Annotated in this window: 24 protein-coding genes; 14 read left to right on the top strand and 10 right to left on the bottom strand. The window is 64.8% G+C overall.

The genetic code is table 11. The features are described from left to right. Positions 1-2 precede the first annotated feature (2 nt). Positions 3-641 (bottom strand): helix-turn-helix domain-containing protein, encoded by a 639-nt coding sequence (locus PE058_RS12365; protein ID WP_271030616.1) that lies wholly within the window; start codon positions 639-641, stop codon positions 3-5. Positions 642-1,556: 915 nt separating this feature from the next. Here PE058_RS12365 and PE058_RS12360 point away from each other — a divergent pair. The 12 genes from PE058_RS12360 (at position 1,557) to lpxB (ending at position 12,251) form a co-directional block, all read left to right on the top strand. Beyond that, positions 1,557-1,814, top strand: a complete 258-nt coding sequence (locus tag PE058_RS12360; RefSeq protein WP_020086639.1) for a hypothetical protein — start codon at positions 1,557-1,559, stop codon at positions 1,812-1,814. 11 nt (positions 1,815-1,825) lie between these two features. Continuing rightward, positions 1,826-2,233 (top strand): hypothetical protein, encoded by a 408-nt coding sequence (locus tag PE058_RS12355; protein WP_020086640.1) that lies wholly within the window; start codon positions 1,826-1,828, stop codon positions 2,231-2,233. A gap of 13 nt (positions 2,234-2,246) precedes the next feature. Continuing rightward, complete coding sequence (locus PE058_RS12350) at positions 2,247-2,432, top strand: hypothetical protein (RefSeq protein ID WP_020086641.1); 186 nt, start codon at positions 2,247-2,249, stop codon at positions 2,430-2,432. Next, on the top strand, positions 2,429-3,814 hold the full coding sequence (locus PE058_RS12345) for an APC family permease (RefSeq protein ID WP_026868129.1): 1,386 nt from the start codon (positions 2,429-2,431) through the stop codon (positions 3,812-3,814). The genes PE058_RS12350 and PE058_RS12345 overlap by 4 nt, the downstream gene beginning before the upstream one ends. A gap of 191 nt (positions 3,815-4,005) precedes the next feature. Further along, positions 4,006-4,692 (top strand): hypothetical protein, encoded by a 687-nt coding sequence (locus PE058_RS12340; protein ID WP_020086643.1) that lies wholly within the window; start codon positions 4,006-4,008, stop codon positions 4,690-4,692. Then, positions 4,689-4,979, top strand: a complete 291-nt coding sequence (locus tag PE058_RS12335; protein WP_020086644.1) for a hypothetical protein — start codon at positions 4,689-4,691, stop codon at positions 4,977-4,979. Before PE058_RS12340 ends, PE058_RS12335 begins: the two co-directional genes overlap by 4 nt. Positions 4,980-5,067: 88 nt before the next feature. Next, the gene (locus tag PE058_RS12330; protein WP_026868130.1) at positions 5,068-5,964 is read left to right on the top strand and encodes a class II glutamine amidotransferase; all 897 of its coding nucleotides are present in this window, start codon (positions 5,068-5,070) and stop codon (positions 5,962-5,964) included. Between the two features lies 1 nt (position 5,965). Next, positions 5,966-6,652, top strand: coding sequence for a GXGXG domain-containing protein (locus PE058_RS12325; RefSeq protein WP_020086646.1), 687 nt, complete (start codon positions 5,966-5,968; stop codon positions 6,650-6,652). Continuing rightward, positions 6,652-7,980: an FMN-binding glutamate synthase family protein gene (locus tag PE058_RS12320; protein WP_020086647.1), complete on the top strand. Its 1,329-nt coding sequence runs from the start codon at positions 6,652-6,654 to the stop codon at positions 7,978-7,980. The genes PE058_RS12325 and PE058_RS12320 overlap by 1 nt, the downstream gene beginning before the upstream one ends. A gap of 290 nt (positions 7,981-8,270) precedes the next feature. Then, positions 8,271-9,581 carry a type III glutamate--ammonia ligase gene (glnT, locus tag PE058_RS12315; RefSeq protein WP_020086648.1) on the top strand — a complete coding sequence of 437 codons (1,311 nt, stop codon included), beginning with the start codon at positions 8,271-8,273 and terminating at the stop codon, positions 9,579-9,581. Positions 9,582-9,726: 145 nt separating this feature from the next. Next, positions 9,727-11,034 (top strand): LpxI family protein, encoded by a 1,308-nt coding sequence (locus PE058_RS12310; protein WP_020086649.1) that lies wholly within the window; start codon positions 9,727-9,729, stop codon positions 11,032-11,034. Continuing rightward, complete coding sequence (lpxB, locus tag PE058_RS12305; RefSeq protein WP_271028524.1) at positions 11,031-12,251, top strand: lipid-A-disaccharide synthase; 1,221 nt, start codon at positions 11,031-11,033, stop codon at positions 12,249-12,251. The genes PE058_RS12310 and lpxB overlap by 4 nt, the downstream gene beginning before the upstream one ends. Positions 12,252-12,284: 33 nt before the next feature. On the opposite strand, the gene gltA is transcribed toward lpxB, so the two are convergent. Further along, positions 12,285-13,604, bottom strand: coding sequence for a citrate synthase (gltA, locus tag PE058_RS12300; protein WP_020086651.1), 1,320 nt, complete (start codon positions 13,602-13,604; stop codon positions 12,285-12,287). A 146-nt stretch (positions 13,605-13,750) separates the two neighbouring features. Then, complete coding sequence (gene gltX / locus PE058_RS12295) at positions 13,751-15,292, bottom strand: glutamate--tRNA ligase (RefSeq protein ID WP_271028523.1); 1,542 nt, start codon at positions 15,290-15,292, stop codon at positions 13,751-13,753. Between the two features lie 164 nt (positions 15,293-15,456). Here gltX and PE058_RS12290 point away from each other — a divergent pair, with 164 nt between their 5' ends. After that, entirely contained in the window at positions 15,457-17,733 is a 2,277-nt protein-coding gene (locus tag PE058_RS12290) for a ComEC/Rec2 family competence protein (RefSeq protein ID WP_271028522.1), read from the top strand. Here PE058_RS12290 and lexA read toward each other — a convergent pair. The 7 genes from lexA to PE058_RS12255 form a co-directional block, all read right to left on the bottom strand. Then, the gene (gene lexA, locus PE058_RS12285; protein WP_020086654.1) at positions 17,730-18,461 is read right to left on the bottom strand and encodes a transcriptional repressor LexA; all 732 of its coding nucleotides are present in this window, start codon (positions 18,459-18,461) and stop codon (positions 17,730-17,732) included. The genes PE058_RS12290 and lexA overlap by 4 nt on opposite strands. 319 nt (positions 18,462-18,780) lie before the next feature. Continuing rightward, positions 18,781-19,986, bottom strand: coding sequence for a molybdopterin molybdotransferase MoeA (locus tag PE058_RS12280; RefSeq protein WP_271028521.1), 1,206 nt, complete (start codon positions 19,984-19,986; stop codon positions 18,781-18,783). A gap of 4 nt (positions 19,987-19,990) precedes the next feature. Then, on the bottom strand, positions 19,991-20,485 hold the full coding sequence (moaC, locus tag PE058_RS12275) for a cyclic pyranopterin monophosphate synthase MoaC (RefSeq protein ID WP_020086656.1): 495 nt from the start codon (positions 20,483-20,485) through the stop codon (positions 19,991-19,993). Beyond that, positions 20,485-21,285, bottom strand: coding sequence for an indole-3-glycerol phosphate synthase TrpC (gene trpC / locus PE058_RS12270; protein ID WP_271028520.1), 801 nt, complete (start codon positions 21,283-21,285; stop codon positions 20,485-20,487). The genes moaC and trpC overlap by 1 nt, the downstream gene beginning before the upstream one ends. A 202-nt stretch (positions 21,286-21,487) precedes the next feature. Continuing rightward, a complete protein-coding gene (locus PE058_RS12265; protein ID WP_271028519.1) occupies positions 21,488-21,988 on the bottom strand; it encodes a hypothetical protein in 501 nt (166 codons plus the stop codon). A gap of 87 nt (positions 21,989-22,075) precedes the next feature. Continuing rightward, positions 22,076-23,092 carry an anthranilate phosphoribosyltransferase gene (trpD, locus tag PE058_RS12260; RefSeq protein ID WP_198011205.1) on the bottom strand — a complete coding sequence of 339 codons (1,017 nt, stop codon included), beginning with the start codon at positions 23,090-23,092 and terminating at the stop codon, positions 22,076-22,078. A gap of 28 nt (positions 23,093-23,120) precedes the next feature. Continuing rightward, positions 23,121-23,735 carry an anthranilate synthase component II gene (locus PE058_RS12255; protein ID WP_020086660.1) on the bottom strand — a complete coding sequence of 205 codons (615 nt, stop codon included), beginning with the start codon at positions 23,733-23,735 and terminating at the stop codon, positions 23,121-23,123. Positions 23,736-23,994: 259 nt separating this feature from the next. Between PE058_RS12255 and kdsA the strand changes: the two genes are divergently transcribed. Beyond that, complete coding sequence (gene kdsA / locus PE058_RS12250) at positions 23,995-24,852, top strand: 3-deoxy-8-phosphooctulonate synthase (protein ID WP_020086661.1); 858 nt, start codon at positions 23,995-23,997, stop codon at positions 24,850-24,852. Positions 24,853-24,856: the final 4 nt, after the last annotated feature.

Raw genomic sequence — 24,856 nt, 5'->3', positions numbered from 1 at the left:
GGTCAGGGCAGCTCACGCGCGTAGCTGATGACCGAGAGGAAGCGGATCGGAAGCTGCACCAGCTCCTCCGGCCCATGCGGCGCATCCGCGTCGAAGAACAGGCTGTCGCCGGGCTTCATCGGATAGAGCTTGTCGGCATGGCGATAGACCACCTGGCCTTCGAGAACGTAGATCAGCTCGAGACCGGCGTGCTGGAACAGCGGAAACACGTCCGACTCTTCCGTGAGCGTGATCAGATAAGGCTCCACCACCACGCCGCCCGACTGGCCACCAGTGTGGCCGAGCAATTGATACTGATGGCCCGCGCGGGTTCCGCGCCGTTCGATCAGCAGGCCCTGCCCCGCCGAGACGAAAACGGCGTTGCGCCGCTCCTCGAAGCGGCGGAACAGCGCCGTGACGGGAACGCCCAGCGCCTTGGAGAGCCGCTGCAGCGTGGTGAGCGACGCGCTCGTGACGCCGTTCTCGATCTTCGAGAGCATACCGAGCGAGAGACCCGCGGCGCGCGCGAGATCTGACGCGGTGATGCCGAGCTTGTTGCGGAATGCGCGAACCTCGCGCCCGATCGCCACCTCGAGCATGCTGTCACGCGCGCCTTGCAGCGCATGCGGATCCTGCTCGTCCTTGGTTTCGATGGTCTGCATGACCTCGGCGAACTCTTCGGCAGAAAGCGCTTTGCGGCGCTTCTGTTCGCCGCGCCCCTCAGTGCTCGGGATCTCTGTCGCGCTGTCTTTCTTCAAGGAGCTTCCCGATCTCTGGTTCATGCGCTGCGAGCCCCCATGTGTGGTCGATGCCGAAGAGAAACACCACCTTTTCGCGAACAAACTACAACAGCCTGTCGAGCGATGCAGGGCCGACGTGGCACCGGAAAATGGTGGAGGAGCGGAGAGTCCTCCGGTCGCATCGAACCACGATAGCTGACGTTTTGGCAACTGACGTGTTCGGTGATGGATCTTTGGTGCGCGATCGTTAGCAAGTTTTGAACGCACACATTTTCGCGAGGATCAAGTCGGCGCACCGGACGCGGAGCCGGAGAGGTGCGCAACCCGGATTGCGGATCACGCTCGCGCGAGGCCCATATCTGACCCCGATCAGTTCGCGGATTTTTCGCCGGGGAGTGCCGGTTCGAGAAAATATAACCGCATACAGAACATTGCGCGCGCGATGGAAGGGCGTTTGCAGCGCCTTCAGAAGCCAACTCTGGAATGCCGGAGGTCGAAGCAAATTCTGTCCGACTTCAAACATAGACGCCGGAATCCTGGATCGAAGGGTCTGGCCGGAAGCAGGGGTGAATCCACCGCTTCTTCCCGGAGTGAATAAATAATTCGGAGCGTTCAAGAAAACCGACGCACAGCTAAAAGCGCCCAAAAGACAAGCGTTCTGGTGGCAAATCTGCTCACCACAACATCATACGCCTTGACAAAGTGCGGCAGGAGGACGCACTGTTTTTCCGCACATAAAAAAACGTTGCCTCACAGGCAACTCCAGGAGGAACCCTGAAAACCGTATCCCAAGGGGGAGTTATGCAACAAAAAATACCAGATCCACGTGTCCACTCGATGTTCTCCGGCGATCGCACGTGGGCGTTCGGCGCGGTTATTGTCCTCTGGACGCTCTATGGCTTCGTCTTCTGGCGGCTCACGCAGACCGCCCCGGCGGATGGGGTTCTTCAGGCTCTTGCAGTTGCCGGTGGCCTCGTCCTGCTTTTCAACTCGGCCTCGATCATCGCGATGATCAAGCACTACGCTGAGGACAAGGAGCACATCTACGGGCTCGACATCCACTACCTCGACGAAATGAAGAAGTCGAAAGGCTAGGGAGCGAGCACATGGCTAAGACACCGTACAAGCCGCCGACGCAGTCTCTGCTCGGCCAGACCTTCGATACCCTTTTCCTTCTCGCACTCGTTATGGCTGCGCTCTTCATTCCGCTCTACCTCGGCCTGGCCGGAGGCGGAAAGACGACGCTCGAGCTCAAAGACACCACGTGGGCGGGCATGGGTCAGAACGCGACCATGCAGGCGCAGTGGGAGAAGCTCGGCTTCACCGCAGGCCCGAAGACGGAGGAGAACGCGACATCGGCTGCTGAGCTGATCTCATCGCGCTTCGACTACTCCTTCGAGCCTGTTGAGCTCGCCATCACTGCACTCGTCGTCATCGGGTATTTCTTCATCGTCTTTCACTGGTCGAAGAAGGAATACCGCGACGTGATCGACGAGCGGTTCAACAACAAGTGAGAGGAGGGTTCCCGTGAATAACTTTCAACTGCTCGAATACGGGGCCTGGGGCCTCTCCGCGCTGCTTGGCTTGTGGATGCTGATCGACCTGATCCGCACCGACAAGACCTACAGCGAAGAACTGCTGACCTCCTCCAAGGAAGGTGAAATCGAAGACGCGCTCGTCATCGATCCGCCTCATCAAGGAGGCCACCTGTGACTCAGACAACAGCAGTTCACGGCGAGCGAATTTCGCTCTTGCGCGTGCTTGGTCCGGGTCACGTGTGGGCGCTTGGCGTCGGCATCGTGCTCGTGGGCGAGTACATGGGCTGGAACTTTGCAGTGGGCAAGGGCGGCGCCATCGCCGCTCTGATCGCCTGCTGGGTGGCCGGTCTTCTCTACACCTGCGTCGCCATGATCGACTCGGAGGTGACCTCGACGGTTGCCGCCGCCGGCGGTCAGTACGCGCAGGCCAAGCACATCGTCGGGCCTTTGATGGCCTTCAACGTGGGCCTGTTCCTCGTCTTCGCCTACACCATGCTCGAAGCGGCCAACGCGATCACGCTCGGCTATCTCGTGCAGACGGTAGGATCGATGGCGGGGTTCGCGGATACGCATGACAAGCCGTTCATCGTGCTGACGATCATGTTCCTCGCCTGGCTCAACTACCGCGGCGTCTACGCGACCCTGACGTTCAACCTCGTCATCACGGCCATCGCGTTCGTCGCCATCTGGGTGCTGTTCTTCGCCGTTCAGCCCTGGAGCAGCGTCTACATGAAGCACGGCGACTTGCTCACCGGTCTGCCATACGGCTGGCTCGGCGTTCTCGCCGCGCTCCACTTCGGCATGTGGTACTACCTCGGCATCGAAGGTACGACGCAGGCCGCCGAGGAGGTTCGCTCGCCCGCGCGCGCACTTCCCCTCGGCACCATGACGGGCATCATCACGCTGCTCATCGCCGCGACCATGACCTGGTACATCTGCGCCGGCATCATGCCGTGGGAGTATCTGGGCCAGGCCGTGACGCCGCTGTTCGATGCGGCCCGTCTCACGGACTCGACGCTTCTGATGGTGCTTCTCTTCATCGGCACCATCTTCTCGACGCTGGCCTCCGCCAACGGCTGCATCAACGACGCATCCCGCGCCTGGTTCTCCATGGGACGTGACCGTTATCTGCCGCAGGTCTTCGGCGCCGTGCATCCCAAGTACCGGACGCCCTATCGGGCGATCGTGTTCCTGGTGCCGGTGGCCCTTGTGTTCGCGTACTTCGCGCCGCTCGATCAGGTGATCACCTTCTCGATCCTGTCGGGTCTGCTCGAGTACACGTTCATGGCGATCAACGTCATCATGTTCCGGCAGAAATGGCCGCTCGGCGTGATCAAGCGGGGCTACGTGCACCCGTTCCATCCGCTACCGGCTCTCGTGCTTCTGCTGCTCTGCTCCGTCACGTATTTCGCGGTGTTCCTCGGATACGGCACGCAGCTCATCGCGATGATGGTGTTCTACATCGTCGCCTCGCTGTGGTTCGCATTCCACCGTTACAAGTTCGTGCGGCGCGGCGCGCAGTTCACGATGCCCTGGCCTAAGCCGGTCGGCTACTGATCACGACACGCAACAGAAGAAACGCGGCTCGGAAACACCGGGCCGCGTTTCTCGGATAAGGCAGCGGATGCGGAGCGCGCGGTCGTTCGCAGTGCCGGTGCCGTCATCGAACCACGATCAATCGAAGAGCCCGGGTGTTGCAGCTTTCCACGATGGCGTGGCACCCCGGATCCCAACGGAGAGTGTGGCCCGTGTCTTCGCTTTCGACGGCCCTTATATCGTTTATTGCAATCGTCGGTCCGCTGACGTGGCTTGCCCTGCGCGACCACAAGGCCCTGCGCGCGAGCCGCGCCGGTTTGCTCGATGATTGTGCACGCCTGTTCAACGGCTATGCATTGACGCACAGCGGCGACAGCTTTCCAAAGCTCAGCGGACGGTGCGACCGGCGCAACGTCGACATCCGCCTGATCAGCGACACAATGACCATCCGGAGGCTTCCGCAGCTCTGGCTTCAGGTCACGGTGCTGGAGAAGGTGCAGGGGTCGACCGGCCTCGCCGTGCTTGTCCGACCCTCCGGCTACGAGTTCTACAGCCTCACGCCTCAGTTCCCCTACATCCTCGAAACCCCGCCGGAGTTCCCGCCCGAGGTGATCATCCGCGGCGAGAATGCGAGAGCCGAAAAACTCCTTGAAAAGCTCGCTAAACCGATGGCCGCGATCCTGGCCGATCCGCGCGTCAAGGAGATCGCCGTCACGCGCGAGGGCCTGCGCATCATTCGTCAGGCGGGCGAGGGCCGGCGCGGCGAATATCTGCTTCTGAGGCAGGCCGTGTTCGATGAGGCCGCCGTCTCCGCCGATCAGTTCCAGAGCGTGCTTGCCGAGATCGATACGCTCCGCACGGCAATCGAAAATCCGCAACGGGAGCACACCTACGCATGACGACGTCACGCGCACCCATGAATCCTTACACGGTTCTTGCATTGGCCATCGTGCTGCCCGGGATGGGGCACGTGGCCGTCGGACAACCGCAGCGAGGTTTCGGCTTCGCCTTCTTCGCGCTCCTCATGGCGCTGGTGTCCTGGCACACGACCACACCCGAGCATTCCTTCATCGGCCGCTCGGCCGCTGGTCTGTTTGTCTGGGCGCTCTCGATTCCCGATGCCTATCGCATCGCACGGCTGCAGTACGAACGATGGAGTCGCGGACTTTCGAATATCGCGCGATGAAAAAAAGTTGCATCGCAGTTGAATCGAGAAACATGAAGTGCTAGCGTCTGTATAGAAACAGCAAACGGCATACGGGGTGCGCCATCCGATGTGCGGAATAGTTGGGCTATTCATCAAGAACAAAGCATTGGAGCCTCGGCTAGGTGAGTTGACGGCGGGAATGCTTGCCACGATGTGCGAGCGCGGGCCGGATTCTGCAGGTTTCGCCGTCTACGGCGCTCCCAATTCCGGCAAGGTCAAGATCACCCTTCAGTCGCCCAGTGCGGAGGCTGACTTCGCCGATCTCGCCAAGACCGTCGGGAAGGCGATTGGCGCGGATCTGAAGCTCGACGTGAAGTCGTCCCACGCCATCCTGACCTGCCCGGCCGACAAGGCTGAAGAGGCCCGCAAGGCTGTTCGCGAGAAATTCCCCAGCGTCCGCATCATGGGCGCCGGCGACGTGATCGAGATCTATAAGGAGGTCGGCTATCCGACCGACGTCGCCAAGCGCTTCGATCTTGCGAAGATGTCCGGCACGCACGCCATCGGCCACACGCGCATGGCCACCGAGAGCGCCGTCACCACGCTCGGCGCCCATCCGTTCTCGACCGGCCCCGATCAGTGCCTGGTTCACAACGGCTCGCTCTCGAACCACAACAATCTGCGCCGCGATCTCAAGCACGACGGCATGACCTTCGAAACGCAGAACGACAGCGAGGTCGCTGCCGCCTATCTCACGTGGCGCATGAACCAGGGCCTCAATCTCGGCCAGGCGCTGGAGAAGAGCCTCGACGATCTCGACGGCTTCTTCACCTTTGTCGTAGGCACCAAGAACGGCTTTGGCGTTCTGCGCGATCCCATCGCCTGCAAGCCGGCCGTGCTCGCCGAGACGGACGACTATGTGGCCTTCGGCTCCGAGTACCGCGCTCTGGCCGGTCTCCCTGGCATCGAGAACGCGAAGGTCTGGGAGCCCGAGCCCGCAACCGTCTACTTCTGGGAGCGCTGAGATGCGGTCGATCGATCTGACGAAGACGCCGCTCCGCGAGCTCAACGCCAGCCTGCATGAGCAGAAAGACGGCACCAACGAGACCGAGTGGGAGGTGTTGAACCCGCGCGGACAGCACGCCATCGCCGTCGGCCTCGATGCGCCGGTCACGGTCACCGTTCGCGGCTCCGTCGGGTACTACGTCGCCGGCATGAACAAGCACGCGACCGTCATCGTCGAGGGATCGGCTGGCCCCGGCGCTGCCGAGAACATGATGTCCGGCAAAGTCATCGTCAGAGGCGACGCGAGCCAGTACGCGGGCGCCACCGGCCGCGGCGGCCTGCTCGTCATCGAAGGCAACGCGTCCTCGCGATGCGGCATCTCGATGAAGGGCATCGACATCGTCGTCAAGGGCAACATCGGCCACATGTCGGCCTTCATGGCGCAGTCCGGCAGCCTCGTCGTTCTCGGCAACGCGGGCGACGCGCTGGGAGACAGCATCTACGAGGCTAGGCTCTACGTGCGCGGAAGCGTGAAGAGCCTCGGCGCCGACTGCATCGAAAAGGAGATGCGGCCCGAGCATCACGAGGCGCTTGCGGCTCTGCTCGCCAAGGCCGGCGTGACCGATGTGAAGACGTCGGAGTTCAAACGCTACGGCTCCGCGCGCAAGCTCTACACCTTCAACATCGACAATGCGGATGCCTACTGATGAGCTATCAAAATCCGCCGACCACGCCCCGCAAGTCCGCCACCTTCGACGACTACACGCTCTCCGAAATCCGGCGCGCGGCCCAGACGGGCATCTACGATATTCGCGGCGCAGGCGCGAAGCGGAAGGTTCCGCACTTCGACGACCTGCTGTTTCTCGGCGCGTCCATGTCGCGCTATCCGCTCGAGGGCTATCGCGAGAAATGCTCGACGACGGTCACGCTCGGCACACGCTTTGCCAAGAAGCCGATCGAGCTAAAGATACCGATCACCATCGCGGGCATGAGCTTCGGCTCGCTCTCGGCCAACGCCAAGGAGGCACTCGGGCGCGGCGCAACGATAGCCGGAACGTCGACGACGACCGGTGACGGCGGCATGACGCCCGAGGAGCGCGGACAGTCCGAGAAGCTCGTCTACCAGTATCTGCCGTCTCGCTACGGCATGAATCCGGACGACCTGCGCAAGGCCGATGCCATCGAGGTGGTGGTGGGGCAGGGCGCCAAGCCCGGCGGCGGCGGCATGCTGCTCGGCCAGAAGATTTCCGATCGCGTCGCCGAGATGCGCACGCTGCCCAAGGGCATCGATCAGCGCTCTGCCTGCCGTCATCCCGACTGGACCGGGCCTGACGATCTCGAGATCAAGATCCTCGAGCTGCGCGAGATCACCGATTGGGAGAAGCCGATCTACATCAAGGTGGGCGGCGCACGCCCCTACTATGACGTGGCGCTCGCGGTGAAAGCCGGTGCCGACGTCGTAGTCGTCGACGGTATGCAGGGCGGCACCGCGGCTACGCAGGAAGTGTTCATCGAGCATGTCGGCCAGCCCACGCTCGCCTGCATCCGCCCCGCCGTCCAGGCACTCCAGGATCTCGGCATGCATCGCAAGGTGCAGCTCATCGTATCGGGCGGCATCCGCAACGGCGCCGACTGCGCCAAGGCACTCGCCCTAGGTGCGGACGCCGTCTCCATCGGCACCGCCGCGCTCGTGGCTCTCGGCGACAACGATCCGGCGCTCGAAAGCGAGTACGAGAAGCTCAACACCGTCGCCGGTGCCTACGACGACTGGCACGAAGGGCGCGACCCGGCCGGCATCACCACGCAGGATCCCGAGCTCGCCAAGCGCCTCGATCCTGTGCGCGCCGGTCGCCGTCTCGCCAACTATCTCAAGGTCATGACGCTCGAGCTGCAGACCATCGCGCGCGCGGCAGGCCACAACCATGTCCACAATCTCGAGCCGGAAGACCTCTGCGCGCTCACCATCGAGGCCGCCGCCATGGCGCGCGTGCCGCTCGCGGGAACGAGCTGGATTCCGGGTCAGGGTGGCTTGTGACCGCACGCGCTTCGGGAGCTCCATTCCGAATCAGGGCTTGCGGGTCGAAAAAACGATCCCGATCGTCTCGGACCAGCCGGCCCGCGACGTAAACCGGTGGTCGGATCACAACGGCCGCTATCGCTTCAGGCAAATCCGCCCGGAACTCGATCGCGGCCGGCTACGAACGAAAAGAGCCAATGATCGCTGCGGGCGAGTGCGTCCAGAGGCGTGAGTAGAGGCCGAACATGTTCTCTAGGTTCTGGAAACACAAGTCGAACAGCAACGTAACCGTGTCCGGGGAAAAACCAATGTCACAGGATCTGGCTCAGGTCGCAAAAGAGCGCGGCATCCGCTACTTCATGATTTCTTTCACCGATCTCTTCGGCTTCCAGCGCGCCAAGCTCGTACCCGCAGCCGCGATCGCCGAGATCCAGAAAGACGGCGCAGGCTTTGCGGGCTTCGCGACGTGGCTCGATATGACGCCCGCGCACCCCGATATGTTCGGCATGCCGGACCCCGCAGGTCTCATCCAGCTTCCCTGGAAGCCCGAGGTCGCCTGGGTCGCCTCCGATTGCGTGATGGAGGACAAGCACGTCGCCCAGTCGCCGCGCGTGGTGCTGAAGAAGCAGGTCGCGAAGGCCGCTGAGAAGGGCCTGCGCATCAAGACCGGTGTCGAGTGCGAGTTCTTCCTGATCAACGCCGACGGCACGACGATTTCCGATCCCAAGGATCAGGCCTCTAAGCCCTGCTACGATCAGCAGGCGATCATGCGCCGCTACGACGTGATCTCCGAGATCTGCGACTACATGCTGGAGCTCGGCTGGGGTCCGTACCAGAACGACCATGAGGACGCCAACGGCCAGTTCGAGATGAACTGGAATTTCGATGACGCGCTGCTCACCGCCGACCGTCACTCGTTCTTCAAGTACATGGTGCGCTCGATCGCCGAGAAGCATGGCCTGCGCGCGACGTTCATGCCGAAGCCGTTCCCGACCCTCACCGGCAACGGCTGCCACGCGCATATCTCGGTCTGGGATGCGGCGACGGGCAAGACCAACATGTTCTACGACAACTCCGACGAGATGGGCCTCTCGCAGCAGGGCTACAACTTCCTCGGCGGCATCATGCGCCACGCGGAGTCGCTCTCGGCGATCACCAATCCGACGGTGAACTCCTACAAGCGCATCAACGCCCCGCGCACGATCTCGGGCGCAACGTGGGCACCGAACTCTGTCACATGGACCGGCAACAACCGCACGCACATGGTTCGCGTGCCGGGCAAGGGCCGCTTCGAGCTGCGCCTCCCGGACGGCGCGGCGAACCCCTATCTCTTGCAGGCGGTCATCATCGCCGCCGGCCTCGACGGCATCGAGCGAAACGCCCATCCGGGCAAGCGCCTCGACATCGACATGTACAAGGAGGGGCACACGGTAAAGGACGCGCCGAAGCTTCCGCTGAACCTGCTCGACGCCCTGCGCAACTTCGACAAGGACACCAGCCTCAAGGAGGCACTCGGAACCGAGTTCGCGGACGCGTTCATCAAGCTCAAGACAAGCGAATGGAACTCCTATGCCTCCCACTTCACCCAGTGGGAGCGGGACCACACGCTCGACGTCTGAAGCGGGATAAGGTCAAATACGGACAGCCGGCGGCGGAGACATTTGCTGCCGGCTTTTCCATGTCCGGCCTGCTGCCGGTTGCCTGCTGCCCGCTGCCTGTCTATAGCCTTGCCCTGATACGGCAGCAGGCGCCGAGAGGGGTAGCATGGACGTGCGCGCACGGCGGCTCGCAATACTGGCCGGGGGCGGAGAGCTTCCGCGCGAGATCGCAGACAGCGCGGCCGCGCGCGGCGAGCTCGTTGCCATCGTCGCCATAGACGGGGAGGCGAATGCCGATTTCGGCAGCCACCCGGTGACGCGCGTCAACTGGGGCCAGATCGGCGCCATGATCCGCACGCTCAAGGCTGCCAAAGCCACCGATCTCGTCATCGTGGGACGTGTGCACCGCCCGGAGCTCGGCGGCCTGAAGCCCGACCTCGGCTTTTTCCGCTACCTGCCGCAGATCGTGAAGATCGTAGCGTCGGGCGGCGACGACAGCGTGCTGAGGCGCGTCGTGCGCTTCTTTGAGCGCCACGGCATCACGGTGATCGGACCGGGAGACGCGGCGCCCGGCCTCGTGGTGGGCAAAGGCCCCATCGGCAGCGCGACATCGTCGGCATCCGATCAGGCCGACATCGCACGCGGCCTGGATCTGATCCGCGCGCTCGGCGCCTATGACATCGGACAGAGCGTGATCATCTCAAACGGAGAGATCGAGGTCATCGAAGGAGCCGAGGGCACCGATCGCATGATCGCCCGCGCCGCGGCGCGCCGTACCGCGCGCGGAAGCGGCAAGCCCGCGGGCGTGCTCGTCAAGCGCTCGAAGCCCGGACAGGACCTGCGCGTCGACATGCCGGCCATCGGACCCGCCACGGTGAAAGGCGTACAGGAAGCCGGTCTTGCCGGGGTCGCGGTCGAAGCGGGAAGAGTGCTGGTCGCCGAGCGCGCCGAGACCGTGCGTTGCGCGGACGGCATGGGCGTGTTCGTCGAAGGCGTGAGCGACGGCGAGGAACGAGACCCGCCGCGCCGCTTCAACGCACGCAAAGTCACGATGAAGTTTCGCGTGCTGGGACGCGCAGCCCCGGAGCAGCATGGCACCCACGACGCTATCAAGGGCATCGCCACGCTCGATGCGCTGACGGGCTTCGGCATCGGCCGCGCGGTGATCGTCGTGCGCAATCACGTCCTGGCCGTAGAGACCGGCGAAGGCGCGGAGGAGGCCGTCCGGCGCGCGGCCGGACTGCGCCAGTGGGCGAGCATCACCCGAACGCGCCGTGGCGTCGCGACGCTGCGCGATGTCACGGACCTGACATCAGCCGTCGTCAAAGCGGTCGCATCCGCAGGCTATGCAGGCATCGCCCTGGCCTCCGGGCCACCGGAGCCCGCGGCGGTCCCTCCGAAGCTTCTCGCCGAAGCTGACCATGCGGGCATCTTCCTGCTCGTCCGCGAGCCGGCTGTCGGAGCTGCAACATGAGGGAGACCGTGACGGGAGAATCCCGCCCAACCGGCGAGGTCCGGATATTCCTGATTGCAGGTGAGCATTCCGGCGATGCACTCGGCGCCAAGCTGATCGACGCGTTGCGCACCCGTCTGGGTGATCGCCTCGTTCTGGCCGGCGTGGGCGGTGAGGCCATGGAGCAGCGACGAGGCTTCGTCTCCGGCTTCCCCATGTCAGACGTCGCGGTGATGGGCCCGCTCTCCATCCTGCGGCACCTGCCGCGTATCGTCCGCCGCGTCTATGCCGCCGTCGACAGCGCGCTTCGCTTCGAGCCAGACGCCGTCGTCATCATCGACAGCCCCGAGTTCACCCATCCGATCGCCAAGCGCATCCGCAAGGCCCGCCCTGACATCCCGATCGTGGACTACGTGAGTCCCAGCGTGTGGGCATGGCGGCCGGGCCGCGCCGCGAAGATGCGCCCCTATGTCGATCATATCCTCGGCATTCTCCCGTTTGAGCCTGCCGCGCACAAGCGGCTCGGCGGCCCGCCCTGCAGCTATGTGGGACATTCGTTCATCGAGCGGCTCGATTGGCTGCGCGATCTCGATCCCGAGCCGTTGAGAGCGCGTCTCGGTCTGGATCCGGAGAAGCCCGTGATCGTCGCGCTGCCCGGCAGCCGCACATCCGAGGTGGGCCGCCTGATGGAGCCATTCGGCGATACGCTGCGTCTCCTATGCGAGCGCGGAAAGGCCCCGGAGGTGATCGTTCCCTGTGTCGCGCATGTGCGCGGGCTGGTGGAGAAGGGACGTGCGAGCTGGCCGGTTGCGGCTCATATCGTCGAGGACCCGGACGACAAGTATCGCGCCTTCAAGCTTGCGAAAGCGGCGCTTGCGGCCTCGGGCACTGTCACGCTCGAGCTTGCGCTCGCTGGCACGCCGATGGTCGTCGCTTATCGTGTCGATCCGGTCGCGGCGCCGTTTCTTCGCCGCATGATCAAGGCGCCCACCACCGTGCTCGCGAACCTCGTGCTGGGAGAGAACGCATTCCCGGAATTCCACCAGGAGAAAAGCTCGCCCCGGAACCTCGCGGACGCGCTGGAGCCGCTGCTGTCGGATACGCCCGAAAGACGCGCCCAGCTTGCTGCCCTCGCGAGGGTTCCCCACCTCATGCATATCGAAGGCGACAGCCCCAGCGAGGCTGCCGCCGATATCGTTCTGGATTATGCGCTGAACGGAAGATCTGCGGCCCGGTGAGCCGTCTTCCGCTCTAGGAAGAAGCGGCCAGGCTCACGAGCCCGGCTTCGGGAACGGACGGCGCGCGGGTCCCACATAGAGCTGGCGCGGACGGCCAATGCGCTGCTCCGGATCCTCGATCATTTCCTTCCACTGCGCGATCCAGCCCACCGTGCGCGCCACCGCGAACAGCACCGTGAACATGGAGACGGGGAAGCCCATCGCGCGCAGCGTGATGCCCGAATAGAAATCGATGTTCGGATAGAGCTTCTTCTCGATGAAGTACTCGTCCTGAAGCGCGATGCGCTCGAGCTCCATCGCCACCGCGAGCAGCGGATCGTTGCGCTTGTCGAGCTCGTCCAGCACCTGATGGCAAGTCTTCTGCATCACCTTGGCGCGCGGATCGTAGTTCTTGTAGACGCGATGGCCGAAGCCCATCAGCCGGAAGCCCGACGTCTTGTCCTTGGCCTTCTTGATGAACTCGGGGATGCGGTCCACCGAGCCGATCTCTTCCAGCATGTTGAGCGCGGCTTCGTTCGCGCCGCCATGGGCGGGGCCCCAGAGACAGGCGATGCCGGCCGCGATGCACGCGAACGGATTGGCGCCCGACGAGCCCGCGAGACGCACCGTGGAGGTGGACGCGTTCTGCTCGTGGTCCGCGTGAAGAATGAAGATGCGATCCAGCGCGCGCGCCACGATCGGATTGACGATGTAGGGCTCGCAGGGAACCGAGAAGCACATCTGCAGGAAGTTCGACGTGTAGTCGAGATCGTTCCGCGGATAGATGAAGGGCTGGCCGATCGAATACTTGTAGGCCATTGCCGCGATCGTCGGCATCTTCGCGATCATGCGATGGCTCGCCGTCTCGCGCTGACGCGGATCGTTGATGTCGGTGGAGTCGTGATAGAATGACGAGAGCGCGCCGACCACGGCCACCATCACAGACATCGGATGCGCGTCACGGCGGAAGCCGGTGAAGAAGCGCGTCATCTGCTCGTGCACCATCGTGTGGCGCGTGATGGTGTTGCGGAACTGCTTGAACTCGTCGTTGGTCGGCAGCTCGCCGTGCAGAAGCAGATAGCACGTGGCGAGGAAGTTCGAGTTCTCGGCCAGCTCGTCGATGGAATAGCCGCGATAGAGCAACTCGCCCTTGTCGCCATCGATGAAGGTGATGTGCGAGGAGCAGTTGGCCGTGGAGGTAAATCCCGGATCGTAGGTGAAGCAGCCGGTGTCGCGATAGACCTTCGCGATGTCGATCACATCGGGGCCGATCGTTCCGCTGCGGACATCGAGTGAGACCGTTTTCCCTTTCAGAACGAGGTCGGCCTGACCCTTTGCCCCCGCCTTGGAGGTTGAGCTTTCTTGAATGCCCATTCCGCGTCTCCTTCGATCAAGCACCCGCGTGCTTGGGATCAGATCAACTCACCAGCCGAAAGCGGCAGGCGCTCGAATGCTGCACCGCAGTATAGCGGAAATGCAATTCTACGAAATGACGAAGTAGCGAAGCTTGTGAAGCGGCTTCAGCGAATTTGTTCGCCAAGCCGGGCGAGGGTTTCCTCACGCCCGAGAACGCTCATGACATCGAACACGGGCGGCGAAACCGTGCGTCCGGTGAGGGCGGAGCGCAGCGGCTGAGCAACCTTGCCGAGCTTCGTGCCTGTTTCCTCCGCATACGTGCGAACAAGAGCCTCGAGCGCACCCGGGGTCCATTCGGCGGAGGCTTCGAAACGCGGCACGAGAGCCGTCAGAATCGCCCGAGCCTCAGCATCCATCAGCTTCTGGGCCTTGTCATCTAGACTAAGGGGGCGCTCGGCCACGATGAAAAGCGCTTGACCGACAAGCTCCGCAAGCGTCTTGGCTCGCTCTTTCAGAGAAGGCAGGGCCTGGAGCAGACGCTCCCATCCCTTGGCCTCGAAGCGGCGCGCCAGCTCCGGCCCTGTGGTGACGCCCGGCACCTGGGCCGCGACCTCGCGGGCGAGCGCGATGTCGGATCTGATCGGCGCCTTGGGATCGACGGCGATCGCCGAGAGGGCTGCGAAATCGAGATGAGGCAGGATGCCCTGAATTCCGGCAAGCAGCTCGGAATCGGGCGTTGTGCGCAAATAATGACCGTTGAGATCGTCGAGCTTCTTGAAGTCGAAGCGTGCTGCGCTCTTGTTGATGTCGTCGATGTCGAACCAGCGGATGAGATCTTCCGTCGAAATGATCTCGTCGTCACCATGGCTCCAGCCGAGACGCACAAGATAGTTGCGCAGCGCCACCGGCAGATAGCCCATGGCGCGGTATTCCTCGACGCCCTGAGCGCCATGCCGCTTCGAAAGCTTGGCGCCGTCCGCGCCATGGATCAGCGGCACGTGCGCCCATTCGGGGATCGCCCATCCCATGCCGAGATAGATCTGCGACTGGCGTGCGGCGTTGGTCAGGTGATCCACGCCGCGAATGACGTGCGTCACGCCCATGTCGTGATCGTCCACAACCACGGCGAGATTGTAGGTCGGGTTACCGTCGCTTCTGAGGATGATCAGGTCGTCGAGTTCCTTGTTCTGGAACACGACACGGCCCTGCACATGATCCTCGACCACCGTCTCGCCTTCGCGCGGCGCCTTGAGCCGGATCGTGTACGGCTGACCGGCCGGTGCCTCCGACGGATCGCGATCGCGCCAGGGTGAGCGAATGGTGAGCGGACGCTTCTCAGCTTCCGCGTCCTTCCGCATCTGGTCGATCTCGGCTGCCGTCAGATAGCAGCGATAGGCGCCGCCACGTTCGAGCAGGGCCAGCGCCACCTCGCGATGGCGATCCGCACGCGAGAACTGCGAGACCGGCTCGCCGTCCCATTCGAGCCCGAGCCACCGCACGCCGTCCAGGATCGCGGCCACGGCCTCGGGATTGTTCCGCTCGCGGTCCGTATCCTCGATCCGGAGCAGGAACGTGCCGCCCGTGCGCTTGGCGTAGAGCCAATTGAAAAGCGCCGTGCGCGCACCGCCGATATGCAGATAGCCGGTGGGCGAAGGGGCGAAACGCACGACGGGAGCGCCGGGCGGCGTTCGTTTGGACTCGGTCATGGATGATCGGCTCGGGTTGGTGTGAATTGGCTCGCCATGTAGCATAGCCGCACAAGGCGAGACTAGTGTGCTTGCCGAAAAGAGCGGCCTGGGCTCGCGAGCGAAGAAGAGATCGGAATCAAAGGCCTAGGGCAAGGCAGGTACGCGCGGGGCAGGGGGCGGGATTGGACGTTTCTCCCGAGAGTGCAGGGCGGGAAGGCACGCTCGCCGCGGCCTGGCGGCGGATCTCGCCTGTTCTGGCGCAGGCGGGCGGGCTGCGGGAAAGCCTCGAACGCGAGCGTGCCCGCTGGTTCGTGTGGACCCCCGTCGCCCTCGGCACCGGCATCGCGATCTACTTTGCCCGCGCGCACGAGCCAAGCCTCTGGATAGCGCTGGCGCTCCCCATGATGGCGCTGGGTCTCGCGAGCGCGAGCCGCAAGGCGGGTCTCTTGTCCATCCTGGCGCTGGGCGTACTGACCGCATCCCTCGGCTTCACCCTCGCCAAGCTGCGCACCGAATGGACCCGCGCACCCGTACTCGGCCACGAGATCCGCCGGGCCGAGGTGAAAGGGATCGTCGAGCTGATCGAGCCGAGACCGGCCCGCGGCGAGCGCATCACCCTGCGCGTGACCGACATCAAGGGGCTCGCCCCCGGGGATCGCCCCGAACGCGTCCGCATCCGCGTGATGATCGAGCGCGAGGGCTTGAAGCCCGGAGACCTCGTGCGCCTGCGCGCGACGCTGCGCCCGCCCTCCGTCCCCGCACTGCCGGGCGGCTACGACTTTGCCCGCACGGCCTGGTTCCAACGTCTGGGAGCGACCGGTTACGCCATCGCCCCAGCCGAAATCATCGCGCAGGCGGAGGCGCGCGACCAGAGCCTCGTCCAGAACGCGCGCGATGCCCTCGAGCGCCTGCGCCAGGGCATCGGGGAGCGCATACGCGCCGCCGTACCGGGCGAAACCGGCGCCATCGCCGTATCACTCATCACCGGGGAGCGCGGCGCCATCACGGAGGCCACCAACGACGCCTATCGCGACTCCGGCCTCGTGCACATTCTCTCCATTTCAGGTCTGCACATGGTGATCATGGCGGGCGCGGTGTTCGCGTCCATCCGCATTCTGCTCGCCGCGTTTCCGGCCATCGCGCTGCGCTTCCCCACGAAGAAATGGGCAGCCGCCGCAGCGCTCGCCGGCGCGGCCAGCTATCTTCTCATCTCCGGTCAGTCCGTCGCCACCCAGCGCGCGTTTCTCATGATCGCGATCATGTTCGCCGCCGTGATGCTGGACCGGCAGGCCCTTGCCATGCGCAACGTCGCGATCGCGGCGTTCGTCGTTCTCGCCGTCATGCCCGAAAGCCTGCTCGACGCCGGGTTCCAGATGTCGTTTGCGGCCGTCGTGTCGCTCATCGCCGCCTATGAGACGGCGCGGTCGCAATCGAGTGAGCGGGAGCTTGCGGGCTGGCTTCGCCCCGTCGCGTTCTTCCTCGGCGGCATCGTGCTCTCCACCGTGATCGCAAGCCTCGCCGTCGCGCCCATCGGCGCCTATCACTTCCACCGCAGCCAGCAGTATGCGCTGCTCGCGAACTTGATATCGGTTCCGATCTGCAACCTGATCGTCATGCCGGCGGCGCTGCTGACGCTCGTGATGATGCCCTTCGGCCTCGAAGCCTTGCCCCTCGCGATCATGGCGAAGGGGATCGACGTCATGTCCGCAAGCGCTCACTGGGTCGCGAGCCTGCCCGGCGCCGTGATGCACATTCCCAAGATCTCCGATATGAGCTTTGCCCTCATGATCGCGGGAGGCCTGTGGCTCACGCTCTGGCAGACGCGGTGGCGCATGCTCGGCCTCGCCGCCATCGGAGCGGGCCTCGTCGTGGCGGGAGATGACCCGCGTCCCGACGTCCTCGCCGGACGCGGGGGTGAGCTCGTAGCTCTCCGCTCAAGCGACGGCACGCTCGCCGCCATGGGCTCACGCTCTGGCAGCTTCGAGTTGACACGCTGGCTCGAGCACGATGGCGATGCGCGCGCCCCCCGCGACGTGATGCGCGGGACGGCATTTCGTTGCGATGGCGTGGGCTGCATTGCCGGTGTGCGAGGACTTACGCTCGCCGTCGAGCGCCACCCGTCCGCGGCGGCGGAAGACTGCAAAAAGGCCGACATCGTGATCGGCGGATCCGAGCGCTCCCGGGGTTGCGCACACCCGCGCCTCGTCCTCGATCGCGCCACGTTGAGACGCGACGGCACCCACGCCATCTATCTTGCGACGGCGCAGGGGAGCGAGAAACCGGCGATCGAGAAGGTGGAAACGGTCGCGAGCCGGAGGGGCGAGCGGCCTTGGACAGAGCGCCCGTTGAGGCCCCGCCGCGCCCCTGCCCCTGTTACGCCTCCGGAAAACACGATGGGCCGGTCACCATCGAGCGACCAGCCCACCGAAGAGATGCCGTTGGACGACGAGCGCGACTAGTAGCGGCGGATGAGCCCCACGAGGCGCCCCTGAATGTCCACCTGATCGGGACCGAAAATGCGCGTCTTGAATTCGGGATTTGCAGCCTCGAGCGCGATCGTCGAGCCCTTCTTGCGCAGGCGCTTGAGGGTCGCTTCCTCATGCTCGACGAGTGCCACCACGATGTCGCCGTTCTCGGCCGTATCGCAGCGGCGGATGATCACCGTGTCGCCGTCGTGAATGCCGGCTTCGATCATCGAGTCGCCCTTCACCTCCAGCGCGAAATGCTCGCCATTGGTGAGCAGATCCGGCGGGCAGGCGATGTCGTGCGTATGGTTCTGGATCGCCGAGATCGGCACGCCCGCAGCGATCCGGCCCATCACCGGAACCGAGACCGTTCGGCTGTCGATCATATGAGAGGGCGGGGGCATGATGTTGCGGGCTTTCGCGCCCTCGATCACGCTCGGCTGGAAGCCGATCCGCCTGGGTTCCGCTGCAACCGTCGCGACAGTGGCGGCAGACGCGGCCGTCGAGCTTTCCGGAAGCTTCAGCACCTCGATGGCGCGGGCGCGATGAGGAAGGCGGCGGATGAAGCCCCGCTCCACCAGGGCCGTAATCAAGCGGTGAATGCCCGACTTGGATTTGAGGTCGAGCGCGTCTTTCATCTCGTCGAACGAAGGCGGCACGCCATCGGCCTGCATGCGCTCATGAATGAAGAGCAAAAGCTCCTTCTGCTTCAAAGTCAGCATCGTGCCTCCCGTGCGAGACCTCATTGCGAGGCCAAGACAATAAAATATCTGTTCCGATCACGCGCCGAGGCGCCAACAACGCGGCGCTCCAACATCCCTTTCGAAGGGCCATCCATTTCGAATGGACAAGGCTCCTGCGTCGCGCAAGACCGGCCCCTCAACGTCGAACGCGCAGCTATCCTTTCGCGGGGGACCGTTACGATCCTCAACCCTAAACGACGACCACGAACGTTTTGCGCGAGACTCACCTAAACAAAACGTGAATGTACGCTAATCGTTCTCGCCACGTTCTGCAAGTGCAACGTTCTGGATCAGCCGGTCAGTCGCGCAGGCGCTCGATGATCACCGTATCGCCGGGCTTGGCGGCGGGCGCATTCACGGGCCGGTGGATGAGGCAGTTGGCCTCCGCGAGCGCCGTCAGCAGCGAGCTGTCCTGTGACGGCATGGGCGCCACCGTGAGCAGGCCGTCGTGCCTCCGGCCGAGCTTCGCGCGCATCAGATGAAGGCGTGGACCGTTGGCGTCGAGAGGCTGCGTGAGGATCGCGGTCTCGCGCTCCTGTGCATCCGCAGGCAACCCGGTCATCACCTGCACGAGCGGCACCAGGAACACCCGCGCGGTGATGAGCGCGGAAACCGGATTGCCCGGCAGCCCCAGCACCCGCGTCTTTCCGAGATGGCCGAACATCAGCGGTTTGCCCGGCCGGATCGCAACCCTCCAGAACGCGAGATCGATGCCTTCCTTGCGCAGGGCAGGTCCCACGAGATCATGGTCGCCGACCGACGCGCCGCCGATCGTGACGAGCACGTCCGCTCCGCGTGCTTCCGCAATACGCGCGGCGAGAGCATCTAAGCGGTCGGGCGCGATGCCGAGAAGCCGCGCCGTGCCGCCCGCGCGCTCGACCAGCGCCGCAAGACCTACTGGATTGGACGAAACGATTTGATCGGGACCGGGTTGCGTGCCCGGCGGAACGAGCTCGTCTCCCGTCGCCAGGATCGCGACCACAGGGCGGCGCGTCACCGGCACCGAGGCGTGCCCCATGGCGGCTGCGAGTGTCAGCGCATGAGGATCGAGGCGGCGCCCACGCCGGAGCGCGACGATGCCGGCTGCGAAATCCACCCCCGCGGGCCGGATGTTGCCCTTGGCCGGAGTAGCATCCGTCGCGACGATGTCGCAGCCCTCGCGCGCGACGTTTTCCTGGATCACGACGGTGCCGCAGCCCGCGGGCAGGGGCGCGCCTGTGAAGATGCGCACCGCCTGACCCGGAGCGGCGGAGCCCGCAAAGCCGCGGCCGGCCGCCGACTCGCCGATCACCGTCCAGCGGTCTCCCGGCTTAGCGGCCGCATCGCCGTACACCGCATAGCCGTCCATCGCCGACGCATCGAACGGCGGCTGCGTGAGGGTTGCCGCGAGATCGCGTGCGAGCACCCGCCCGTCCGCCTGCTCGACAGGAACCGTTTCCTCGGGAAGCGGCGCGACGCCATCCAGGATACGGGCGAGGGCAGCGTCGGCGGAGAGAAGTGTCATGGCGTCAGGATCCGCTTTCGCGTTTGGGCGCTTCGTAGGTGCCGGAGCGTCCACCCGTCTTCGAGGCGAGGCGAATGCCGCTGATCTCCATCCCGCGATCGACCGCTTTCAGCATGTCGTACAGCGTGAGGCCGGCCACGGAGACGGCGGTCAGGGCCTCCATCTCCACGCCCGTCTGCCCGGTGACGCTGACTTCGGCGCGAATATGAAAGCCGGCCGGCGTCTCAGACGGCGTGAAATCGACGGCCGCTTTAGTAAGCGCAAGCGGATGGCACAGCGGAATGAGCTCGCTCGTCTTCTTCGCGGCCATGATCCCCGCGATTCGCGCGGCGGCCAGCACGTCACCCTTGGGCGCGCCACCCGAGCGGATGAGCGCCAGCGTCTCGGGTTTCATCGCGATGAAGCCTTCCGCAACGGCCGTGCGGCTCGTCACGTCTTTCGCGCCAACGTCCACCATGCGGGCGCGGCCTGCTTCGTCGAGATGGGTGAGCTTCGTCATCAGGCGGCCTCGGGCGTGAGCAAGGTGCGCGTCGCCGCCGTGACGTCGGCCTGGCGCATGAGACTTTCGCCGACCAGGAAGGTCTCGACGCCGGCGCACTTCAGGCGGCTGATGTCGGCCGGCGTGAAGATGCCGCTCTCGCCGATGACGATGCGGCCCTTCGGCACGCGCGGGGCGAGCGCTTCTGTGGTGGCGAGCGTCGTCTCGAACGTCTTGAGATTGCGATTGTTGATGCCGATGAGGCGGCAATCGAGCTTCAAGGCGCGATCGAGCTCGGCCCCGTCGTGCACCTCCACGATCGCGTCCATGCCCCAGTCGCGCGCAGCCGAGGCGAGGTCCGCCGCGAGTGCGTCGTCCACCTCCGCCATGATGATCAGGATGCAGTCTGCGCCCCAGGCGCGCGCTTCCACCACCTGATAGGTGTCGATCATGAAATCCTTGCGCAGCACCGGCAGCGAGACGGCCGCGCGCGCGGAGGTGAGATAGTCGGGCGCGCCCTGGAACGAGGGACCGTCGGTCAGGATCGAGAGGCACGCCGCTCCGCCTGCCTCGTAGGCGCGGGCGAGCTGCGGCGGATCGAAATCCTCGCGGATCAATCCTTTCGACGGCGAGGCCTTCTTGATTTCGGCGATCAGCGCCGTCTGGCCTGCGCGATGGCGCGCGTCGAGCGCGGCAGCGAACGGGCGCACGGCGGGCGCACTGCGCGCCAGCTCGGCAAGAACCTGCAACGGCAAGGCCTCGCGCGCACGCGCAACCTCTTCGCGCTTGTACTGGGTGATCTTCTCGAGAATGTCTGCCATGTCGAAGCGCGTACCAGATGCGTCCGAAGGCCCAGAAAAGCCCCTCGGAAGGTGAAGTTTCCACATCGATAAGACTGAGGATCAAGCAAAGATCAAGCGCCCTGCCCGAATTGGCCGATCGGAGAGCGAATGAGGCCCGGAAATACGGCGCATCGCGGCGGGTCGGGCGCCATTTACCAACGGAGGCTAGGCGGCAGGGCGCCTAGTTGCCGTTGAGAAAGGCCGTTTCCTTGACGATCAGGTCGCGGCCGAGGGTCAGGCAGTCGGCCGCGATTTCGTTCGGCACCATGTCGAGGCGGATGTTGTGCCCGCCTGTGGTGAGGCCCCATTTGTGATCGATGCAACTCTTGATCATCAGCGCGAGATGCTGGGCGGCAGCCGCTCCGTCGAGGCGCGATTGATCCACCAGCGCGGCGCGGAGCTTCGCATAAGCCGCCTGAAACGCTGCGTAGGCGTCCACGTGACGCTTGCGCATGGCGCAGACGTCCTTCACGCCCTGATCGACCTCCGGCTTCTCCCATTCGACCACTGACGTCACGAAGGCGCGGCAAGCCTCCTCCGAGGCGTCAACCTTGCCTTCCTCGTCGTAGCCGATGATCAGCGTCTTGGGCATTTGCGCTTCGCCCGCTTGGAGCGGTGTAACAACGGCTCCGATCGCGGAGAGCAGAAGCACAAGCAACGTCGTGGCGAGAGCGCGGGGCATGGAGGAGAACCTCTCTCGGCTGCGAGCACGGCAATTAGCCACCCTACCACGCCCGCCGGGACAGGGAATCCTGCACGAGGAAAGAGGTCAACCTGCCTGCTGGCTGATGGAGACGAGCTTTTGAAGCGCCGCAGCCGCCCGCCCAGAACCGATCGACTCCTGCGCCTGAGCAACGCCTTCGGCAAGGGATCGTGCCCGCCCGCCGACGATCAGTGCGGCCGCCGTGTTGAGCAGCACGATGTCGCGATAGGCTCCGGGGGCACCCGCGAGCAGGTCCTTGAGCGCCTGCGCGTTGTGCGCGCTGTCGCCGCCCTTGAGATCGGCGAGGCTCACGCGCATGAGGCCTGCGTCCTCCGGCGTGACCTCGAACGTCGTGATCTTGCCGTTCTCGAGCGAGGCGACGGTGGTCGGGCCGGTCGTCGAAAGTTCGTCGAGGCCATCGTGTCCGTGCACCACCCACGCCCGCTCGGACCCGAGCGCGCGCAGCACGTCCGCGATCGGCTCCACCCAGGCGCGGTCGAACACGCCGAGCACGTGATGCTTGACGCGCGCGGGATTGCAGACAGGGCCGAGCAGGTTGAAAAGCGTGCGAATTCCGAGCTCGGCGCGGGCCGCACCCCAGGCTTTGAAGGCGGGATGATGGGCAGGCGCCCACAGGAAACCGACACCCGCTTCATTCACCGCCCGCTCGATCAGCGCCGGGCCGCAATCGAGCTTTACGCCCAGCGCAGAGAGCACGTCGGACGCGCCCGACAGCGAGGAGACGGAGCGATTGCCGTGCTTGGCCACCTTGAGGCCCGCGCCCGCCGCAACCAGCGCGGCACCCGTCGAGACGTTGAACGTGCCGTGCCCGTCGCCGCCCGTGCCGACGATGTCGATCGCGCCCGCTGGAACGGAGACGGCGGTCATCTTCTCGCGCATTGCGCGCGCCGCGCCCGCGATCTCGTCCACGGTCTCGCCTCGCACGCGCAGTCCCATCAGGAAGGCCGCCATCTGCACGGGCGTGGCTTCCGCCGTGAGCACGTCCACGGCCTGCGCCATCTCCGCGGCCGAGAGCTTCTCCCCTGCGGCGACGGCCTGCAGTATGGATTTCACGCCTGTCACGTTGACCATGCGTCCCCCGGAGCCCCGATCAAGCGGCGTCGCGCGGACGCGGCGCGTTCCGCCGGCGCGGCGAGAGGCCCGCAATTTCGAGGAAGTTGGCGAGGAGGGCATGGCCCTGCTCGGATGCGATGCTCTCGGGATGGAACTGAACGCCATGGACGGGATGCGTCTTGTGCATGAGGCCCATGATGAGCCCGTCGCTGGTCTCGGCGTTCACCTCGAGGCAATCGGGCAGGCTTTTCCGCTCGACGATGAGCGAGTGATAGCGCGTCACCTCGATGCGCTCGGGCAGCCCCTTGAACACGCCCTTGTCGGTGTGGCGGATGGTTGACAGCTTGCCGTGCATGGGCTCCGGCGCGCGGATCACCTTGCCGCCGTAGGCTTGGCCGATGGCCTGATGGCCGAGGCAAACCCCGAGCAGCGGGATCTTCGAGCCGGCCTTGGCGATGAGATCGAGGCACACGCCCGCTTCGTTCGGTGTGCACGGGCCGGGCGAGAGCACGATCGCCTTGGGCTTCATCTTCAGCACTTCTTCCGCCGTCACCTTGTCGTTGCGGATCACCTCGGACTTGGTGCCGAGCTCGCCCAGGAAATGCACGAGATTGTAGGTGAAGCTGTCGTAGTTATCGATCAGGACGAGCATGGGGCTGGGCCTCGGTGGGGGCGCTGAAGCGCCGAATGGCCCAAGATCGGCCAATCTGACGCAGGAAGTTGCTGATGTGGGTGTAGAAAGCCCCGGAGCAAGCGTCAAGCTTGCGACTTTGATCCAAAGGGCAAGCGTCAAGCTTGCGACACCGGCCCCAGAGCTCGCATCGAGCACACGGAAACCGGCATGCTCATAATCCGTGGGTTGGCGGGAGGGGGCACTCCCAAGGCCCTTCGGAAGCCGCTATAAGGGCGCCATGACCCAAATCGATCCCTTAAAACCCAATGCGCGCGTCGGCATCGGCTCGCTCACCGTCGCCAATTCGGCCCCCATCGTGGTGTTCGCCGGTCCCTGCCAGATGGAAAGCCGCACCCACGCCCTCGAAATGGCGGGCGCCCTCAAGGAAGCGGCCGGACGGCTCGGCCTCGGCCTCGTCTACAAATCGTCGTTCGACAAGGCAAACCGCACCTCCCTCGGCGGCAAGCGGGGCATCGGCCTCGACAAGGCCATCGAGGTCTTTGCCGAGATCCGCGAGAAACTGGGGCTGCCCGTCGTCACCGACGTGCACGAGAAAGATCAGTGCAAGCTCGTGGCTCCTGTGGCTGACGTGCTCCAGATCCCGGCCTTTCTCTGCCGGCAGACGGACCTCCTCATCGCCGCCGCCGAAACCGGACGGGTGGTGAAGGTCAAGAAGGGCCAGTTCCTGGCGCCCTGGGACATGAAAAACGTGGTCGCCAAAGTGGTGGGATCGGGCAATCCGAACGTGCTGCTCACCGAGCGCGGAAGCTCGTTCGGCTACAACACCCTGGTGGTCGACATGCGGGGCCTTCCGCAGATGGCCGAAACCGGCGCGCCGGTGATCTTCGACGCGACTCACGCCGTCCAGCAGCCGGGCGGCCTGGGCGGCAGCTCGGGCGGCGATCGCCGCTTCGTGCCCGTGCTGGCGCGTGCCGCCGTCGCCGTTGGCGTGGCGGGGCTTTTCATCGAGACGCATCAGGACCCTGACAACGCCCCCTCGGACGGCCCCAACATGCTGCCGCTGAAGGAGTTCGAGCCGCTTATGAAGGATCTGATGGCTCTCGACGCACTGACCAAGTCGCGCGCCGGGACCTGAGCGC

This window comes from Hyphomicrobium sp. DMF-1 (assembly GCF_027886585.1).
In the GTDB taxonomy this organism is placed as follows: domain Bacteria; phylum Pseudomonadota; class Alphaproteobacteria; order Rhizobiales; family Hyphomicrobiaceae; genus Hyphomicrobium_C; species Hyphomicrobium_C zavarzinii.
This window is presented reverse-complemented; position numbering and strand designations above follow the sequence as displayed.